Genomic DNA, 13,533 nt, shown 5'->3' with positions numbered 1-13,533 from the left:
TTGATTGAGTCCATGCGGTGGCGATTGTAGTGACTGGGTACGAACCCGACGCTGAACGGCTTCGCGCTTCACTAGGCAAATCCTTGCGGATGTCAGAGGATGGGCCGGCGCACACTCGTGAAAGGATGCCGCCATTGTCTACCGCGCTGCCACTGCCACCCCATATCCAGCCCGCCGAGCGGGTGGTGCTGTTCGACGGCGTCTGCAAGCTGTGCAACGGCTGGGCGCAGTTCCTCATTCGCCATGACCACGAGCGGCGCTTTCGCCTGTGTTCGGTGCAGTCGGCCGAAGGCCAGGCGATCCTGCGCTGGTTCGGCCTGCCGACCGAACATTTCGACACCATGGCCTACGTCGAGGGCGCCGAGCTGTTCGTCCGCTCCACGGCGCTGCTGCGCATCCTCGCCCAGCTGCCCGCACCCTGGCGCCTGCTGGCCGGGCTGCGCCTGATCCCGCGGCCGTTGCGCGACTGGGCTTACGACCGCATCGCGCTGAACCGCTATCGCCTGTTCGGGCGCTACGACAGCTGCCTGCTGCCGTCGGCCGACCATGCGCGGCGTTTCCTGCATGATTGAGCCGCGCCTGCAGCAGATCGCCCTGCTGGCCCGCGTGGCGCTGGCGCTGATGTTCGTCTGGCACGGCCTGGTGCCGAAGATCCTCTGGCTCAGCCCCGACGAGGTGGCGATGATCCAGGCCCACGGCTTCGGCGCGGTCGAGGCGATCGCGCAGCTGGCCGGGCTGGGCGAGGTCGCCCTGGGCCTGTTGCTGGTGTTGCTGCGCCGGCGGCGCTGGCCGTTGCTGCTGGTGGCCGCGGTATTGCTCGGGCTGCTGCTTGATGTGGCGTGGTTCAGCCCCCATCTGTTGTTGCAGGCCTTCAATCCGCTGTCGACCAATCTGGCGGGGCTGGCGCTGTGCCTGCTGGCCTGGTTGGCGGAGAAGCCGTTGCCCGGTCCGCTTCAACCCCACTGATTGCGGGCCGCTGGCCTGTCTGCGAGAACCGCATGCCGTTCCTGTCCACCCGCCAGCGTACCGCCCTGCGCATGGCCGCCCGCTTCGTCGCGCCGTATCGCTGGCGGGTGATCGGCGCCTTGCTGGCGCTGATGTTCACTGCCGCCATCACCCTGTCCATGGGCCAGGGCATCCGCCTGCTGGTCGACCAGGGACTGGCGACCCAGTCGCAGCACGCGCTGAACCAGTCGATCGGGCTGTTCTTCGCCCTGGTGCTGGCCCTGGCGGTCGGTACCTTCACCCGGTTCTACCTGGTGTCGTGGATCGGCGCGCGCTTCGTCGCCGATATCCGCAAGCGCGTGTTCAACCACCTGATCGGCCTGCATCCGGGCTTCTACGAGAGCAACCGCGCCTCGGAAATCCAGTCGCGGCTGACCGCCGATACCACGCTGCTGCAGACGGTGATCGGCTCGTCGCTGTCGATGGCGCTGCGCAACATCATCATGATGCTCGGCGGCATCGTCCTGCTGTTCGTCACCAACCCCAAGCTCAGCGCCATCGTCATAGTCGCGCTGCCGCTGGTGGTGGCGCCGATCCTGATCTTCGGCCGGCGGGTGCGTGCGCTCTCAAGGCAGACCCAGGATCGGGTGGCCGATGTCGGCAGCTATGTCGGCGAGACCCTTGGCCAGATCAAGACCGTGCAGGCCTACAACCACCAGGCCCAGGACAAGACCCGCTTCGCCCAGACGGTGGAGGCGGCCTTCGACACCGCACGCAAGCGCATCAAGCAGCGCGCCTGGCTGATCACGGTGGTCATCGTCCTGGTGCTCGGTGCGGTCGGGGTGATGCTCTGGGTCGGCGGCATGGACGTGATCGCCGGGAAGATTTCCGGCGGCGACCTGGCCGCCTTCGTGTTCTACAGTCTGATCGTCGGCATGGCCTTCGGTGCGGTCAGCGAGGTGATCGGCGAGCTGCAGAGCGCCGCTGGCGCCGCCGAGCGCATCGCCGAACTGCTGCAGACGGACAACGCCATCACCGCGCCGGTCGAGGGGCTGCAACGCCTGCCGGCACGCATCAGCGGCGCTCTGGAGCTGCAGGCGCTGCGTTTCGCCTACCCGTCGCGGCCGGGGCACTTCGCCGTGGACGGCATCAGCCTGCAGGTGCGTGCCGGCGAGACCCTGGCCCTGGTCGGGCCGTCGGGGGCCGGCAAGTCGACCCTGTTCGACCTGCTGCTGCGTTTCTTCGACCCGCAGGAAGGCCGGATTCTGGTCGAGGGCGTGGCCATCGACCGGCTCGATCCGGCCGACCTGCGCCGTTGCTTCGCCCTGGTCTCGCAGAACCCGGCGCTGTTCTACGGCACGGTGGAAGACAACCTGCGCTACGGCAAGCCCGAGGCCAGCCAGGCCGAGGTCGAGGCGGCGGCGCGCGCGGCGCATGCCCACGAGTTTATCCAGCGTTTGCCGCAGGGCTACCAGACCCACCTGGGCGATGCCGGCCTGGGCCTGTCCGGCGGCCAGCGTCAGCGCCTGGCGATTGCCCGCGCGCTGTTGGTGGATGCGCCGATCCTGCTGCTGGACGAGGCCACCAGCGCCCTGGATGCGGAAAGTGAATACCTGATCCAGCAGGCCCTGCCGACCCTGATGCAGGGCCGCACCACCCTGGTGATCGCCCATCGCCTGGCCACGGTGAAAAGCGCCGACCGCATCGCGGTGATCGAACAAGGCAGGCTGGTGGCCATCGGCAGCCACAACGAACTGGTGGCGAGCAATCCGCTGTACGCGCGGCTGGCCGAGCTGCAATTCAATAGCGACGGCAACCACGCCGAGTGAACAAGGAGTAGGAAGGGTGGCAGAAACGGATTTTCGCGTGGTGGTACTGGGTGGCTACGGCAATTTCGGCACGGTGATCGTCCGGCGCCTGCGCACCATCCCCGGTATCCGCGTGTGGGTGGCCGGGCGCGACCTGGCCAAGGCCGAGGCCCTGGCGGCCGAAACCGGTAGCCAGGCAGTGCGCCTGGACATGAACCAGGCCGATCTGGCCGAGCGCCTGCGCGAGCTGGGGGCGCAGCTGCTGATCTCCACCGCCGGGCCGTTCCAGAACCAGGATTACCGGGTGGCCCGGGCCTGCATTGCTGCGGGCGCGCATTACGTCGACCTGGCCGATGCACGCGAGTTCGTCTGCGGCATCGGCGCGCTGGATCAGGCGGCGCAAGCGGCCGGCGTATTGGTCTGTGGCGGCGCCAGCTCGGTGCCGGCGCTCAGTGCGGCGGTGATCGACCATCTGCTGCCGCGCTTCAGTCGCCTGGACGACATCTGGCACGGCATCAGCTCCTCGGAGAAGACGCCGGGCGTGTCGACCCTGGCGGCGGTGCTCAACTACTGCGGCAAACCCTTCCGCCAGTGGCGCGCCGGAGCCTGGCAGACGGTGTACGGCTGGCAAGACCCGAGTGCCCATGATTTCCCGGCGCCGCTGGGGCGGCGCTGGGTGATCAACTGCGATATTCCCGATCTGCAGCTGTTCCCCGCGCGCTACCCGGGCGTGCAGTCGGTGCGCTTCTCCGCCGGTGTCGGGCTGCGCGTGACCCAGTTCGGCACCTGGCTGCTGTCCTGGCTGGTGCGCGCCGGCCTGTTGCGCAGCGCGGTGCCGCTGGCGGCCTGGCTGCGCCGGGGCGCGGTACTGCTGGAGCCGTTCGGCGACGGCCGCAGCGGCATGTTCGTGCGCCTGCGCGGGCTGGACCCGGGCGGGCGGGCGCAGACCCTGTGCTGGGAAATCCAGGCGCTGCACAACGACGGGCCGCATATCCCGTGCATGGCGGCGGTCGCCCTGGCGCGCAAACTGGCGGCCGGCAGCCTGGCGGCGCGGGGCGCGCAGCCCTGCGTCGGCCTGCTGTCGCTGGACGACTACCTGGCCGAGCTGGACGGGCTGGCGATCAGCAGCGCGGTGCGCGCGCTGCCGGCGAGCTGAGCGGCGTGGGTGCGGGTGAAGCGGGCAGGCCCGAGCGGGCTCAGGGTTCCAGCCGCTGTGACGGCACCTTGGGCTTGATGGTCGCCGCCGCACCAGCCGAGGCGAGGATGATGGCGCCGATGGCCAGCCACTGCTGCGCGGCCAGGCGCTCGCCGAGGAACAGCAGCCCGGAGAGGGCGGCAATCGCCGGCTCCATGCTCATCAGCGTGCTGAAGGTGCGCGCCGGCAGGCGGGTCAGGGCGATCATCTCCAGCGAGTAGGGCAGTGCCGACGACAGCACGGCGACGGTCAGCGCCACCGGCAGCAGGTCGAGGGAGAACAGCGCCCCTCCAGCGCTGTACAGACCGACCGGAATCACCAGCAGCGCCGCGACCAGGGTGCCCAGCGCCACGGTATGCGCGCCGTGTGCGGCGCCGGCCTGCTGCCCGAAGATGATGTACAGCGCCCAGCACAGCCCGGCCGCCAGGGCCAGGGCCATGCCCAGCGGGTCGAGCGGGGCGGCGGACTGCTGGGTCGGCAGCAGCAGCCAGATACCGAATACCGCCAGGGCGATCCACACGAAGTCGAGCAGCCGGCGCGAGGACAGCAGCGCCAGGCCCAGCGGGCCGGTGAACTCCAGGGCCACGGCGATACCCAGCGGAATGGTCTTGATCGACATGTAGAACAGCAGGTTCATGCCGCCCAGGGCCAGGCCGTAGCCCAGCAGCGAGCGGCAGGAGGCCAGGCTCAGGCGCGCCCGCCAGGGACGCATGATCAGGGCCAGGATGATGGCGGCGAAGCACAGCCGCAGCGCGGTGGTGCCTTCGGCGCCGACCAGCGGGAACAGGCTCTTGGCCAGGGAGGCGCCGCCCTGGATGGAGGTCATCGCCACCAGCAGCAGGGCAATGGGCAGGACGATCAGGCTGAACGGGTTGGCGCGAGGCATGGCGGGTTCCGCAGGGTCGGGGTATACAGGCGCTTAAATGAAAAAACCGGCCACCAGGGCCGGTTTCTCTGCCGCCGCGGCGCTTAGCGATATTCGCAGAGGTAGGCGGTGTCGACGGCGACCTTGAGCTGGAACTTGCTGTTGCCCGGCACGGTGAACTGGCTGCCGGCGGCGAAGGTTTCCCAGTTGTCGCTGCCCGGCAGCTTGACGGTCAGGGCGCCGGCGACCACGTGCATGATCTCCAGCTGGCTGGTGCCGAATTCGTATTCGCCGGGAGCCATGACGCCGACAGTGGCCGGGCCTTCGCTCATGGCGAAGCCGATGGATTTGACGGTGCCGTCGAAGTACTCGTTGACCTTGAACATGCGGGGTTCCTCGAAGGGGTGAAAAAAGGCCCGCCAGTATGCCGAAGGCGGGCGAGTGCGTCATCCGCTTTGCGGCCCCTGGCAGTGCTTGGGGCTATTGGCGTCGGGCCGGGGGTGTCCAGACCCTGCGTGTCGAGTGGTCCGCCGCGTGCCGGGTGCGCGCTCTAGCGGGCGAAGATCAGCGGCAGCAGGCGCGCGGTATTGCGCGCGTCTTCCAGGGCGCGGTGCTGCTGGCCCTGGAAGGTCAGGCCGGCCAGCTGCAACGCGGTGTGCAGGCCGACCGCGCGCTTGAGCTGGCGGGCTTCGGCAAAGCGCTGCTTGAGGTTGACGTGGTCGAGCCGCTCCAGGCTGCTCCGCAGGCCGTGGCGCTGCCATTCCAGCACGAACTGACGGCGGTCGTAGTCGCCCCAGCTGCCCCAGCCGGCCAGCTTGTCCCGGTAGGGGGCCAGCCAGCGTTCGAACTGCGGCCAGATCGCCGCGAGCGGCGCGGCGCCGTCGACCTGGGCCTGGCTGATATGCGTCAGTTCGCGGCAGAAGCTGGTCAGGCAGGGGCGGCGCAGCGGGCGCACGAAACGCTGGAAGTGATCCAGCTCGCGGCCGTCGGCGGCGACCAGGGTGGCGCCGATTTCGATGATTTCCATGTCTTCCACTGGCCAGCCACCTTCTTCGGTGGTGGCTTCCAGATCGATTACCAACCAATGCGGCATAGGCCCTCCGTTGCGTCCGGCCAGTATGGGAGTTCCCCGCCGTTTGGGCAAAGCCAAGCGCCTGGGACGGGCATCCGTACAGTTTTTCCGTCTCGCTGTGCTGGCCGAGCCCCCCGGGTGGCAGGCTATGCTTGAGCCCATTCAGTGCGGAGGTGAAGCATGGCAAAGGTGGCGTTTATCGGGCTGGGCGTGATGGGCTTTCCCATGGCCGGGCATCTGGCGCGGGCGGGGCATGAGGTCTGCGTGTACAACCGCTCGCCGGCCAAGGCCGCGCTGTGGCTTGCCGAGTTCGCCGGCCAGTCGGCGCCGACCCCGCGCGAGGCGGCGCAGGGTGCCGAGTTCGTGATGAGCTGCGTGGGCAACGATGATGACCTGCGCAGCGTGCTGCTTGGGCCCGATGGCGCCTTCGCCGGCATGGCGCCGGGCAGCGTGCTGGTCGACCACACCACGGCTTCGGCGGGTGTCGCCCGCGAGCTGGCGGTGCTGGCGGCCGAGCGCGAGCTGGGCTTTCTCGATGCACCGGTCTCCGGTGGCCAGGCCGGCGCGCAGAACGGCACCCTGACGGTGATGGTCGGCGGCGAGGCGGTGTTCTATGAGCGGGCGGCGCCGGTGATCGACAGCTACGCCAGGATGGTCAAGCTGATGGGGCCGATCGGTAGCGGCCAGCTGACCAAGATGGTCAACCAGATCTGCATCGGTGGCCTGGTTCAGGGGCTGGCCGAGGCCCTGCATTTCGCCCAGTGCGCGGGGCTCGACGGGCATGCGGCGATGGAGGTGATCAGCAAGGGCGCGGCGCAGTCCTGGCAGCTGGAAAATCGCCACCAGAGCATGCTGGCCGGCCAGTTCGACTTCGGTTTCGCGGTGGACTGGATGCGCAAGGATCTGTCGATCCTGCTCGACGAGGCGCGGCGCAACGGCGCGCAACTGCCGGTGACCGCCCTGGTCGACCAGTTCTACTCGGACGTGCAGGCCATGGGCGGCGGACGCTGGGATACCTCCAGCCTGCTGGCGCGGCTCAAGCAGGTGCCCAGGGGCTGATCAGGAACGGAAGATGAAGTACACCGCACCCAGCAGGCACAGGCCGGCCCACAGGTAGTCGAGCTTCAGCGGCTGCTGCATGTACAGCACACTGAACGGCACGAACACGGCCAGTGTGATGACTTCCTGCATGATCTTCAGCTGACCGACCGACAGCTCGGTGTAGCCGAGGCGGTTGGCCGGCACCATGATCAGGTACTCGAACAGGGCGATGCCCCAGCAGATCAGGGCGGCGATGTACCAGGGCTTGCTGCCCAGCGATTTCAGGTGGCCATACCAGGCGAAGGTCATGAAGATGTTCGACAGGGTCAGCATCGCGGCGGTCTGCAGCCAGATGGGCATGGATGGGGCTCCGAAAAACGATGGGCCAGCCTAGCCAGCCGCTTGCGCTGTCGCAAGCGGCTGGCGGCCTGCTGTGTTTTTCGAGCGTCGGGGATAAAATCGAGCCTCTGTCGTGTTGATCCGTCCGTTGTGGGTTTATTGCCATGAAATGCCGTGCTGGCTGCGGTGCCTGCTGTATCGCTCCCTCCATCAGTTCGCCGATTCCCGGCATGCCGCAAGGCAAGGCGGCGGGCGAACGTTGTATCCATCTGACGCTCGACCACCTGTGCGCCATCTTCGCCCAGCCGGATCGGCCTGCGGTGTGTGGCGCCTTTGCCGCCGACCCGGCGGTGTGTGGTGCGAGTCGGGAGGAGGCCATTCAGCTGCTCGGCTGGTGGGAGCAGGCCACCGCCTCGTGACTCTTCGCTGGTCGGCGCCTTTGCCGGCCAGCTTGTCTGTATTAAGGAGCAATGATGCTTGGATTGACCCGTGCGGCTGCTGCAGCGTGTGGCCTGGCTGTGCTGGCGCAGGCTGGCGTGGCGCAGGCCGAGGACTGGCAGCTGGCCAAGGAGGCGGACGGTATCCGCATCTACCTGAGCGCGGTCGAGGGCTCCCGGTACAAGGCCTATCGCGGGGTGACCACCATCAAGAGCGATGTCGCCACCTTGCGCGGCCTGCAGGAAGATGTGCAGGGCTCCTGCCCATGGATCCATGCCTGTGCCGAGCAGAGCCTGCTCAAGCACCAGGGGCGGGAGAGCTGGGTCTATACCCGGTTCGACATGCCCTGGCCGGTAACCGCGCGTGACTCGATCCTGCATGTGGTCACGGAAGAGGGCGCCGATGGCAGCCTGACGCGCAAGCTCGAAGGCCTGCCGCAGTATCTGCCGGAGGCCAAGGACCATGTGCGGGTGGACAGCCTGCAGGGCTTCTGGCGTTTCGTGCCGAAGGGTGCCGGCGAGGTCGAGGTGACCTATCAGGTGCATACCGAGCCTGGCGGCAGTGTGCCTTCCTGGCTGGCCAACAGTTTCGTGGTGGATGCGCCGTTCAATACCCTGAGCGGCCTGCGCCGCCTGGCGGAAAAACGCTGAGTCAATCAATCCGGAAATAAAAAAGGCTGCCCGAGGGCAGCCTTTTTCCGAGCGCAACTGTTACTTGCGTTCGTCCAGGGCGACGAAGTCGCGCTGCGGGTAGCCTGTGTACAGCTGGCGCGGACGGCCGATCTTGTACGGGCTGGAGAGCATTTCCTTCCAGTGCGAGATCCAGCCGACGGTACGCGCCAGGGCGAAGATCACGGTGAACATGCTGGTCGGAATGCCGATCGCCTTGAGGATGATCCCCGAGTAGAAGTCGACGTTCGGGTACAGGTTGCGTTCCTTGAAGTACGGATCGGTCAGGGCGATCTCTTCCAGGCGCATGGCCAGTTCCAGTTGCGGGTCGTTCTTGATGCCCAGCTCGGCCAGAACTTCGTCGCAGGTCTTCTTCATCACGGTGGCGCGCGGATCGCGGTTCTTGTACACGCGGTGACCGAAGCCCATCAGCTTGAACGGATCGTTCTTGTCCTTGGCCTTGGCGATGAACTTGTCGATGTTCTCGACGCTGCCGATCTCGTCCAGCATGCTCAGCACGGCTTCGTTGGCGCCGCCGTGGGCCGGGCCCCAGAGTGCGGCGATACCGGCGGCGATACAGGCGAACGGGTTGGCGCCCGAGGAGCCGGCCAGGCGCACGGTGGAGGTGGAGGCGTTCTGCTCATGGTCGGCGTGCAGGACGAAGATGCGGTCCATCGCCTTGGCCAGTACCGGGCTGATCGGTTTGATCTCGCACGGGGTGTTGAACATCATGTGCAGGAAGTTTTCCGCGTAGTTCAGGTCGTTACGCGGGTACATCATCGGCTGGCCCATGGAGTACTTGTAGGCCATGGCGGCGATGGTCGGCATCTTGGCAACCAGACGCATGGCCGAGACTTCCCGGTGATGCTGGTCGTTGATGTCCAGGGAATCGTGGTAGAAGGCGGAGAGGGCGCCGACTACGCCGCACATGATGGCCATCGGGTGGGCATCGCGGCGGAAACCGTTGAGGAAGCTCTTCAGCTGCTCGTGAACCATGGTGTGGTTCTTGATGGTGCTGACGAACTTGGCCTTTTCCTCTGCGGTCGGCAGTTCGCCGTTCAGCAGCAGGTAGCAGGTTTCCAGGTAGTCGGACTTCTCGGCCAGTTGCTCGATGGGGTAGCCGCGGTGCAGCAGAATGCCGGCGTCGCCGTCGATGTAGGTGATCTTCGACTCGCAAGAGGCGGTCGACATAAAGCCAGGATCAAATGTGAAGCGACCCGTGGCGGTTAAGCCCCGTACGTCAACTACATCGGGACCAACGGTGCCGGTCAGAACGGGCAGCTCTACGGGGGCATTGCCCTCGATGATCAACTGCGCTTTTTTGTCAGCCATGTGCGGCCTCCTGTTTATGCTTGAAATCATCAGACAGCCCCCCACGCAGGGCCCGCAACACTATAGAGACATAAATTCGAATGTCAATTTGGCCTAAGCCAGATGGCAGACGGCTTCCAGCCGTGTTTTGAGTGCTTGGAAGTGCTGCTAATACGTCATTTATTAAGGCTGCGCAATCCGCTTTTAGCGAGGGTCTTTGCGTTGTCATTAGTTGCCTAACTGTCTATACTCTGCGACCGGCCGTCAGGGGCTTTAGGGCCTGCGTTTTGGCGGCTGGCACTCCCTTGGTGAGGGGTACCTGACCAGTGCACTTCCCGACAACTTGCCCTGTTTGTTAGGGGCCTCTAGTGTGAAAAAAGCCGTGAATAGCCAACGACCTGTAAACCTAGATCTCAGGACCATCAAACTCCCGATCACCGCTTATACGTCCATTCTGCACCGCGTTTCCGGTGTCATCCTCTTCGTCGGCCTTGCCGTGCTGCTGTATGCGCTCGACAAGTCGCTGGCCTCTGAGGAAGGCTTTGCAGAAGTCAAGGCGTGTCTGACCAGTCCGCTGGCCAAGCTGATCGTCTGGGGCTTGCTCTCCGCTCTGCTGTATCACCTGGTGGCCGGTATACGCCATCTGATCATGGACATGGGTGTCGGTGAGTCGCTGGAAGGCGGCAAGCTGGGCTCCAAAATCGTCATCGTCGTCTCCGTGGTGGTGATCCTGCTGGCAGGGGTGTGGATATGGTAACCAACGTAACGAACTTCTCTCGTTCGGGCCTCTATGACTGGATGGCTCAGCGTGTGTCCGCGGTCGTGCTCGCGGCTTACTTCCTGTTCCTGATCGGCTTCCTCGTGGTGAATCCGGGTCTTGGCTATGCCGAATGGCACGGCCTGTTTTCCCATACTGCGATGCGCATCTTCAGCTTGCTGGCTCTGGTGGCCCTCGGCGCACACGCCTGGGTCGGCATGTGGACCATTTCCACCGACTACCTGACGCCGATGGCGCTGGGGCGGTGGGCGACTGTCGTGCGTTTCCTCTTCCAGGCGTTCTGCGGCATTGCCATGTTCGCGTTCTTCGTCTGGGGCGTGCAGATTCTCTGGGGTGTCTGATCAATGGCTATTCGTACTCTTTCTTATGACGCCATCATCGTTGGTGGTGGCGGCGCCGGCATGCGTGCCGCACTGCAGTTGGCCCAGGGCGGCCACAAGACTGCCGTAGTAACCAAGGTCTTCCCGACCCGTTCGCACACCGTTTCCGCCCAGGGCGGGATCACCTGTGCCATCGCGTCCAACGACCCGAACGACGATTGGCGCTGGCACATGTACGACACCGTCAAGGGCTCCGACTACATCGGTGACCAGGACGCGATCGAATACATGTGCTCCGTCGGTCCGGAGGCCGTGTTCGAACTCGAGCACATGGGCCTGCCGTTCTCCCGTACCGAGCAGGGTCGTATCTATCAGCGCCCGTTCGGTGGTCAGTCCAAGGACTTCGGCAAGGGTGGTCAGGCTGCCCGTACCTGCGCCGCGGCCGACCGTACCGGTCACGCCCTGCTGCACACCCTGTACCAGGCCAACCTGAAAGCCGGCACCTCGTTCCTCAACGAGTGGTATGCGGTCGACCTGGTGAAGAACCAGGACGGCGCCGTGGTCGGTATCATCGCCATCTGCATTGAGACCGGCGAAACCGTCTACATCCGCTCCAAGGCCGTGGTTCTGGCCACCGGCGGTGCCGGTCGCATCTACTCCTCGACCACCAACGCCCTGATCAACACCGGTGACGGCGTGGGCATGGCCCTGCGTGCCGGCGTACCGGTGCAGGACATCGAGATGTGGCAGTTCCACCCGACCGGCATCGCCGGCGCCGGTGTACTGGTCACCGAGGGTTGCCGCGGCGAGGGTGGCTACCTGATCAACAAGCACGGCGAGCGTTTCATGGAGCGCTATGCGCCCAACGCCAAAGACCTGGCCGGCCGCGACGTGGTCGCCCGCTCCATGGTCAAGGAAGTCATCGCCGGCAACGGTTGTGGCCCGGATGGCGACCATGTGCTGCTGAAGCTCGACCACCTCGGTGAAGACGTGCTGCACAGTCGTCTGCCCGGCATCTGCGAACTGTCCAAGACCTTCGCTCATGTCGACCCGGTCGTCGCGCCGGTTCCGGTTATCCCGACCTGCCACTACATGATGGGTGGCGTGGCCACCAACATCCATGGTCAGGCCATGACCCAGGATGCCAGCGGCAACGACGTGATCATCGAAGGCCTGTTCGCCGTGGGCGAAGTGGCCTGTGTATCGGTGCACGGTGCCAACCGTCTGGGCGGCAACTCGCTGCTCGACCTGGTGGTGTTCGGCCGTGCCGCCGGTCTGCACCTGGAAAAAGCCCTGAAAGAAGGCATCGAAGTTCGCGGCGCCAGCGAAACCGACATCGAGCAGTCGCTCAAGCGTCTGTCCGGCGTCAACGAGCGCAGCAGCGGCGAAGACGTGGCTCCGCTGCGTAAGGAGCTGCAGGCCTGCATGCAGAACTACTTCGGTGTATTCCGTACCGGCGAATACATGAAGAAGGGCATTGCCCAACTGGCCGACCTGCGTGAGCGCATCGCGACTGTCAAGATCGCGGACAAGAGCCAGGCATTTAACACTGCGCGTATCGAAGCACTGGAACTGCAAAACCTTCTCGAAGTGGCCGAGGCTACTGCGATTGCTGCGGACACTCGTACCGAGTCCCGTGGTGCGCATGCCCGCGAAGACTTCGAAGATCGCGATGACACCAACTGGCTGTGCCACTCCCTGTACTTCCCAGGCGAGAAGCGTGTGGCCAAGCGGGCTGTCAACTTCGCGCCGAAGACCGTTCCGGCGTTTGAACCCAAGATCCGTACTTACTAAGGGTGGCCGATATGTCGTTAGCCAAAACTTTGCAAGTCAGCGTTTATCGCTACAACCCGGAGAAAGACGCCGCACCGTTCATGCAGGAGTTCACCGTCGAAATCGACGGCAAGGACCTGATGGTGCTGGACGTCCTGGCCCTGATCAAGGAACAGGACGAAGGCTTCTCCTACCGTCGCTCGTGCCGCGAAGGCGTGTGCGGTTCCGACGGCATGAATATCAGCGGTAAGAACGGCCTGGCCTGCATCACCCCGATCTCCACCGTGGTGAAGAACAACAAGCTGGTGATCCGTCCGCTACCGGGTTTGCCGGTCATTCGTGACCTGGTGGTCGATATGAGCATCTTCTACAAGCAATACGAGAAGGTGCAGCCTTTCCTGCAGAACGACACGCCTGCCCCGGCGATCGAGCGTCTGCAGTCGCCGGAAGAGCGCGAGAAGCTGGACGGTCTGTACGAGTGCATCCTGTGCGCGTGCTGCTCCACCAGCTGCCCGTCCTTCTGGTGGAACCCGGACAAGTTCCTCGGTCCCGCTGCGCTGTTGCAGGCCTACCGTTTCCTGGCCGACAGCCGTGACACCAAGACCGCAGAGCGTCTGGCCTCGCTGGACGATCCGTTCAGCGTGTTCCGTTGCCGCGGCATCATGAACTGCGTGAACGTTTGCCCGAAAGGTCTCAACCCGACCAAGGCAATCGGCCACGTACGCAACATGCTGCTGCAAAGCGCTACCTGATTCAGCTTTACCCGTGACACCTGCGGCGCCGGCGTAACTCCGGTGCCGCAGTAAACCAGAACCGCCAGCTCACAAAGCCACGGTTCTTACTTGAAAAGAAATTGACGACCAGCAGGGGCATCCGGGCTGGTGCCCGGACTATCTGCGGGATCCGTAGTGGCTTACCCGTCGCTGCTTCAGGACTTCAAGTCACAATTACGGCCTCCACGCCGGTGGTGTCCCCTTACC

At 65.2% G+C, this 13,533-nt stretch carries 16 protein-coding genes; 11 read left to right on the top strand and 5 right to left on the bottom strand.

Annotation, left to right across the window (positions count from 1 at the left end; translation table 11 throughout):
* Positions 1-125 precede the first annotated feature (125 nt).
* Genes F3I16_RS11720 through F3I16_RS11705 form a run of 4 tightly spaced genes read left to right on the top strand, consistent with a single transcriptional unit; the run spans position 126 to position 3,909 of the window.
* A complete protein-coding gene (locus F3I16_RS11720) occupies positions 126-572 on the top strand; it encodes a thiol-disulfide oxidoreductase DCC family protein (RefSeq protein ID WP_160493797.1) in 447 nt (148 codons plus the stop codon).
* Entirely contained in the window at positions 565-966 is a 402-nt protein-coding gene (locus F3I16_RS11715; RefSeq protein ID WP_160493796.1) for a DoxX-like family protein, read from the top strand. Before F3I16_RS11720 ends, F3I16_RS11715 begins: the two co-directional genes overlap by 8 nt.
* Before the next feature lie 32 nt (positions 967-998).
* On the top strand, positions 999-2,774 hold the full coding sequence (locus F3I16_RS11710) for an ABC transporter transmembrane domain-containing protein (protein ID WP_160493795.1): 1,776 nt from the start codon (positions 999-1,001) through the stop codon (positions 2,772-2,774).
* A gap of 16 nt (positions 2,775-2,790) precedes the next feature.
* Positions 2,791-3,909, top strand: coding sequence for a saccharopine dehydrogenase family protein (locus F3I16_RS11705; protein ID WP_372239621.1), 1,119 nt, complete (start codon positions 2,791-2,793; stop codon positions 3,907-3,909).
* A gap of 40 nt (positions 3,910-3,949) precedes the next feature.
* Here F3I16_RS11705 and rhtA read toward each other — a convergent pair whose 3' ends face one another.
* The 3 genes from rhtA to F3I16_RS11690 all read right to left on the bottom strand — a co-directional run bounded on the left by rhtA (position 3,950) and on the right by F3I16_RS11690 (position 5,906).
* The gene (rhtA, locus tag F3I16_RS11700) at positions 3,950-4,834 is read right to left on the bottom strand and encodes a threonine/homoserine exporter RhtA (RefSeq protein ID WP_160493794.1); all 885 of its coding nucleotides are present in this window, start codon (positions 4,832-4,834) and stop codon (positions 3,950-3,952) included.
* Positions 4,835-4,917: 83 nt separating this feature from the next.
* A complete protein-coding gene (locus F3I16_RS11695; protein ID WP_160081084.1) occupies positions 4,918-5,199 on the bottom strand; it encodes a pyrimidine/purine nucleoside phosphorylase in 282 nt (93 codons plus the stop codon).
* 164 nt (positions 5,200-5,363) lie between these two features.
* Entirely contained in the window at positions 5,364-5,906 is a 543-nt protein-coding gene (locus F3I16_RS11690) for an exonuclease domain-containing protein (protein ID WP_160493793.1), read from the bottom strand.
* Positions 5,907-6,065: 159 nt separating this feature from the next.
* Between F3I16_RS11690 and F3I16_RS11685 the strand changes: the two genes are divergently transcribed.
* Entirely contained in the window at positions 6,066-6,944 is an 879-nt protein-coding gene (locus F3I16_RS11685; protein ID WP_160493792.1) for an NAD(P)-dependent oxidoreductase, read from the top strand.
* On the opposite strand, the gene F3I16_RS11680 is transcribed toward F3I16_RS11685, so the two are convergent.
* Positions 6,945-7,286 carry a DMT family protein gene (locus tag F3I16_RS11680; protein WP_160081078.1) on the bottom strand — a complete coding sequence of 114 codons (342 nt, stop codon included), beginning with the start codon at positions 7,284-7,286 and terminating at the stop codon, positions 6,945-6,947.
* A 143-nt stretch (positions 7,287-7,429) separates the two neighbouring features.
* On the opposite strand from F3I16_RS11680, the gene F3I16_RS11675 reads away from it, so the two are divergent.
* Entirely contained in the window at positions 7,430-7,684 is a 255-nt protein-coding gene (locus F3I16_RS11675) for a YkgJ family cysteine cluster protein (protein WP_160493791.1), read from the top strand.
* A 54-nt stretch (positions 7,685-7,738) separates the two neighbouring features.
* On the top strand, positions 7,739-8,353 hold the full coding sequence (locus tag F3I16_RS11670; protein WP_160493790.1) for an START domain-containing protein: 615 nt from the start codon (positions 7,739-7,741) through the stop codon (positions 8,351-8,353).
* A 60-nt stretch (positions 8,354-8,413) separates the two neighbouring features.
* On the opposite strand, the gene gltA is transcribed toward F3I16_RS11670, so the two are convergent.
* Entirely contained in the window at positions 8,414-9,703 is a 1,290-nt protein-coding gene (gltA, locus tag F3I16_RS11665; protein WP_160081072.1) for a citrate synthase, read from the bottom strand.
* A 349-nt stretch (positions 9,704-10,052) separates the two neighbouring features.
* Here gltA and sdhC point away from each other — a divergent pair, with 349 nt between their 5' ends.
* The 4 genes from sdhC to F3I16_RS11645 are packed head-to-tail and all read left to right on the top strand — an operon-like array spanning position 10,053 to position 13,305.
* Positions 10,053-10,439 carry a succinate dehydrogenase, cytochrome b556 subunit gene (sdhC, locus tag F3I16_RS11660; protein ID WP_178116664.1) on the top strand — a complete coding sequence of 129 codons (387 nt, stop codon included), beginning with the start codon at positions 10,053-10,055 and terminating at the stop codon, positions 10,437-10,439.
* A complete protein-coding gene (gene sdhD, locus F3I16_RS11655; RefSeq protein WP_160081070.1) occupies positions 10,433-10,801 on the top strand; it encodes a succinate dehydrogenase, hydrophobic membrane anchor protein in 369 nt (122 codons plus the stop codon). Before sdhC ends, sdhD begins: the two co-directional genes overlap by 7 nt.
* 3 nt (positions 10,802-10,804) lie before the next feature.
* Positions 10,805-12,574, top strand: a complete 1,770-nt coding sequence (sdhA, locus tag F3I16_RS11650) for a succinate dehydrogenase flavoprotein subunit (RefSeq protein ID WP_160489748.1) — start codon at positions 10,805-10,807, stop codon at positions 12,572-12,574.
* Between the two features lie 11 nt (positions 12,575-12,585).
* Positions 12,586-13,305, top strand: coding sequence for a succinate dehydrogenase iron-sulfur subunit (locus tag F3I16_RS11645; RefSeq protein ID WP_160081066.1), 720 nt, complete (start codon positions 12,586-12,588; stop codon positions 13,303-13,305).
* Positions 13,306-13,533: the final 228 nt, after the last annotated feature.

The organism is Pseudomonas sp. L-22-4S-12 (assembly GCF_009799935.1).
Taxonomy (GTDB): Bacteria; Pseudomonadota; Gammaproteobacteria; order Pseudomonadales; family Pseudomonadaceae; genus Aquipseudomonas.
The sequence above is the reverse complement of the archived record's forward strand: the minus strand, read 5'-3'. Positions and strand labels throughout refer to the sequence as shown.

Bases quoted from the DNA above. Each gene is read 5' to 3' on its own strand.
- F3I16_RS11720 (WP_160493797.1), top strand. From the start codon at position 126: ATGCCGCCATTGTCTACCGCGCTGCCACTGCCACCCCATATCCAGCCC.
- F3I16_RS11715 (WP_160493796.1), top strand. From the start codon at position 565: ATGATTGAGCCGCGCCTGCAGCAGATCGCCCTGCTGGCCCGCGTGGCG.
- F3I16_RS11710 (WP_160493795.1), top strand. From the start codon at position 999: ATGCCGTTCCTGTCCACCCGCCAGCGTACCGCCCTGCGCATGGCCGCC.
- rhtA (WP_160493794.1), bottom strand. From the start codon at position 4,834: ATGCCTCGCGCCAACCCGTTCAGCCTGATCGTCCTGCCCATTGCCCTG.
- F3I16_RS11695 (WP_160081084.1), bottom strand. From the start codon at position 5,199: ATGTTCAAGGTCAACGAGTACTTCGACGGCACCGTCAAATCCATCGGC.
- F3I16_RS11690 (WP_160493793.1), bottom strand. From the start codon at position 5,906: ATGCCGCATTGGTTGGTAATCGATCTGGAAGCCACCACCGAAGAAGGT.
- F3I16_RS11685 (WP_160493792.1), top strand. From the start codon at position 6,066: ATGGCAAAGGTGGCGTTTATCGGGCTGGGCGTGATGGGCTTTCCCATG.
- F3I16_RS11680 (WP_160081078.1), bottom strand. From the start codon at position 7,286: ATGCCCATCTGGCTGCAGACCGCCGCGATGCTGACCCTGTCGAACATC.
- F3I16_RS11675 (WP_160493791.1), top strand. From the start codon at position 7,430: ATGAAATGCCGTGCTGGCTGCGGTGCCTGCTGTATCGCTCCCTCCATC.
- F3I16_RS11670 (WP_160493790.1), top strand. From the start codon at position 7,739: ATGCTTGGATTGACCCGTGCGGCTGCTGCAGCGTGTGGCCTGGCTGTG.
- gltA (WP_160081072.1), bottom strand. From the start codon at position 9,703: ATGGCTGACAAAAAAGCGCAGTTGATCATCGAGGGCAATGCCCCCGTA.
- sdhD (WP_160081070.1), top strand. From the start codon at position 10,433: ATGGTAACCAACGTAACGAACTTCTCTCGTTCGGGCCTCTATGACTGG.
- sdhA (WP_160489748.1), top strand. From the start codon at position 10,805: ATGGCTATTCGTACTCTTTCTTATGACGCCATCATCGTTGGTGGTGGC.
- F3I16_RS11645 (WP_160081066.1), top strand. From the start codon at position 12,586: ATGTCGTTAGCCAAAACTTTGCAAGTCAGCGTTTATCGCTACAACCCG.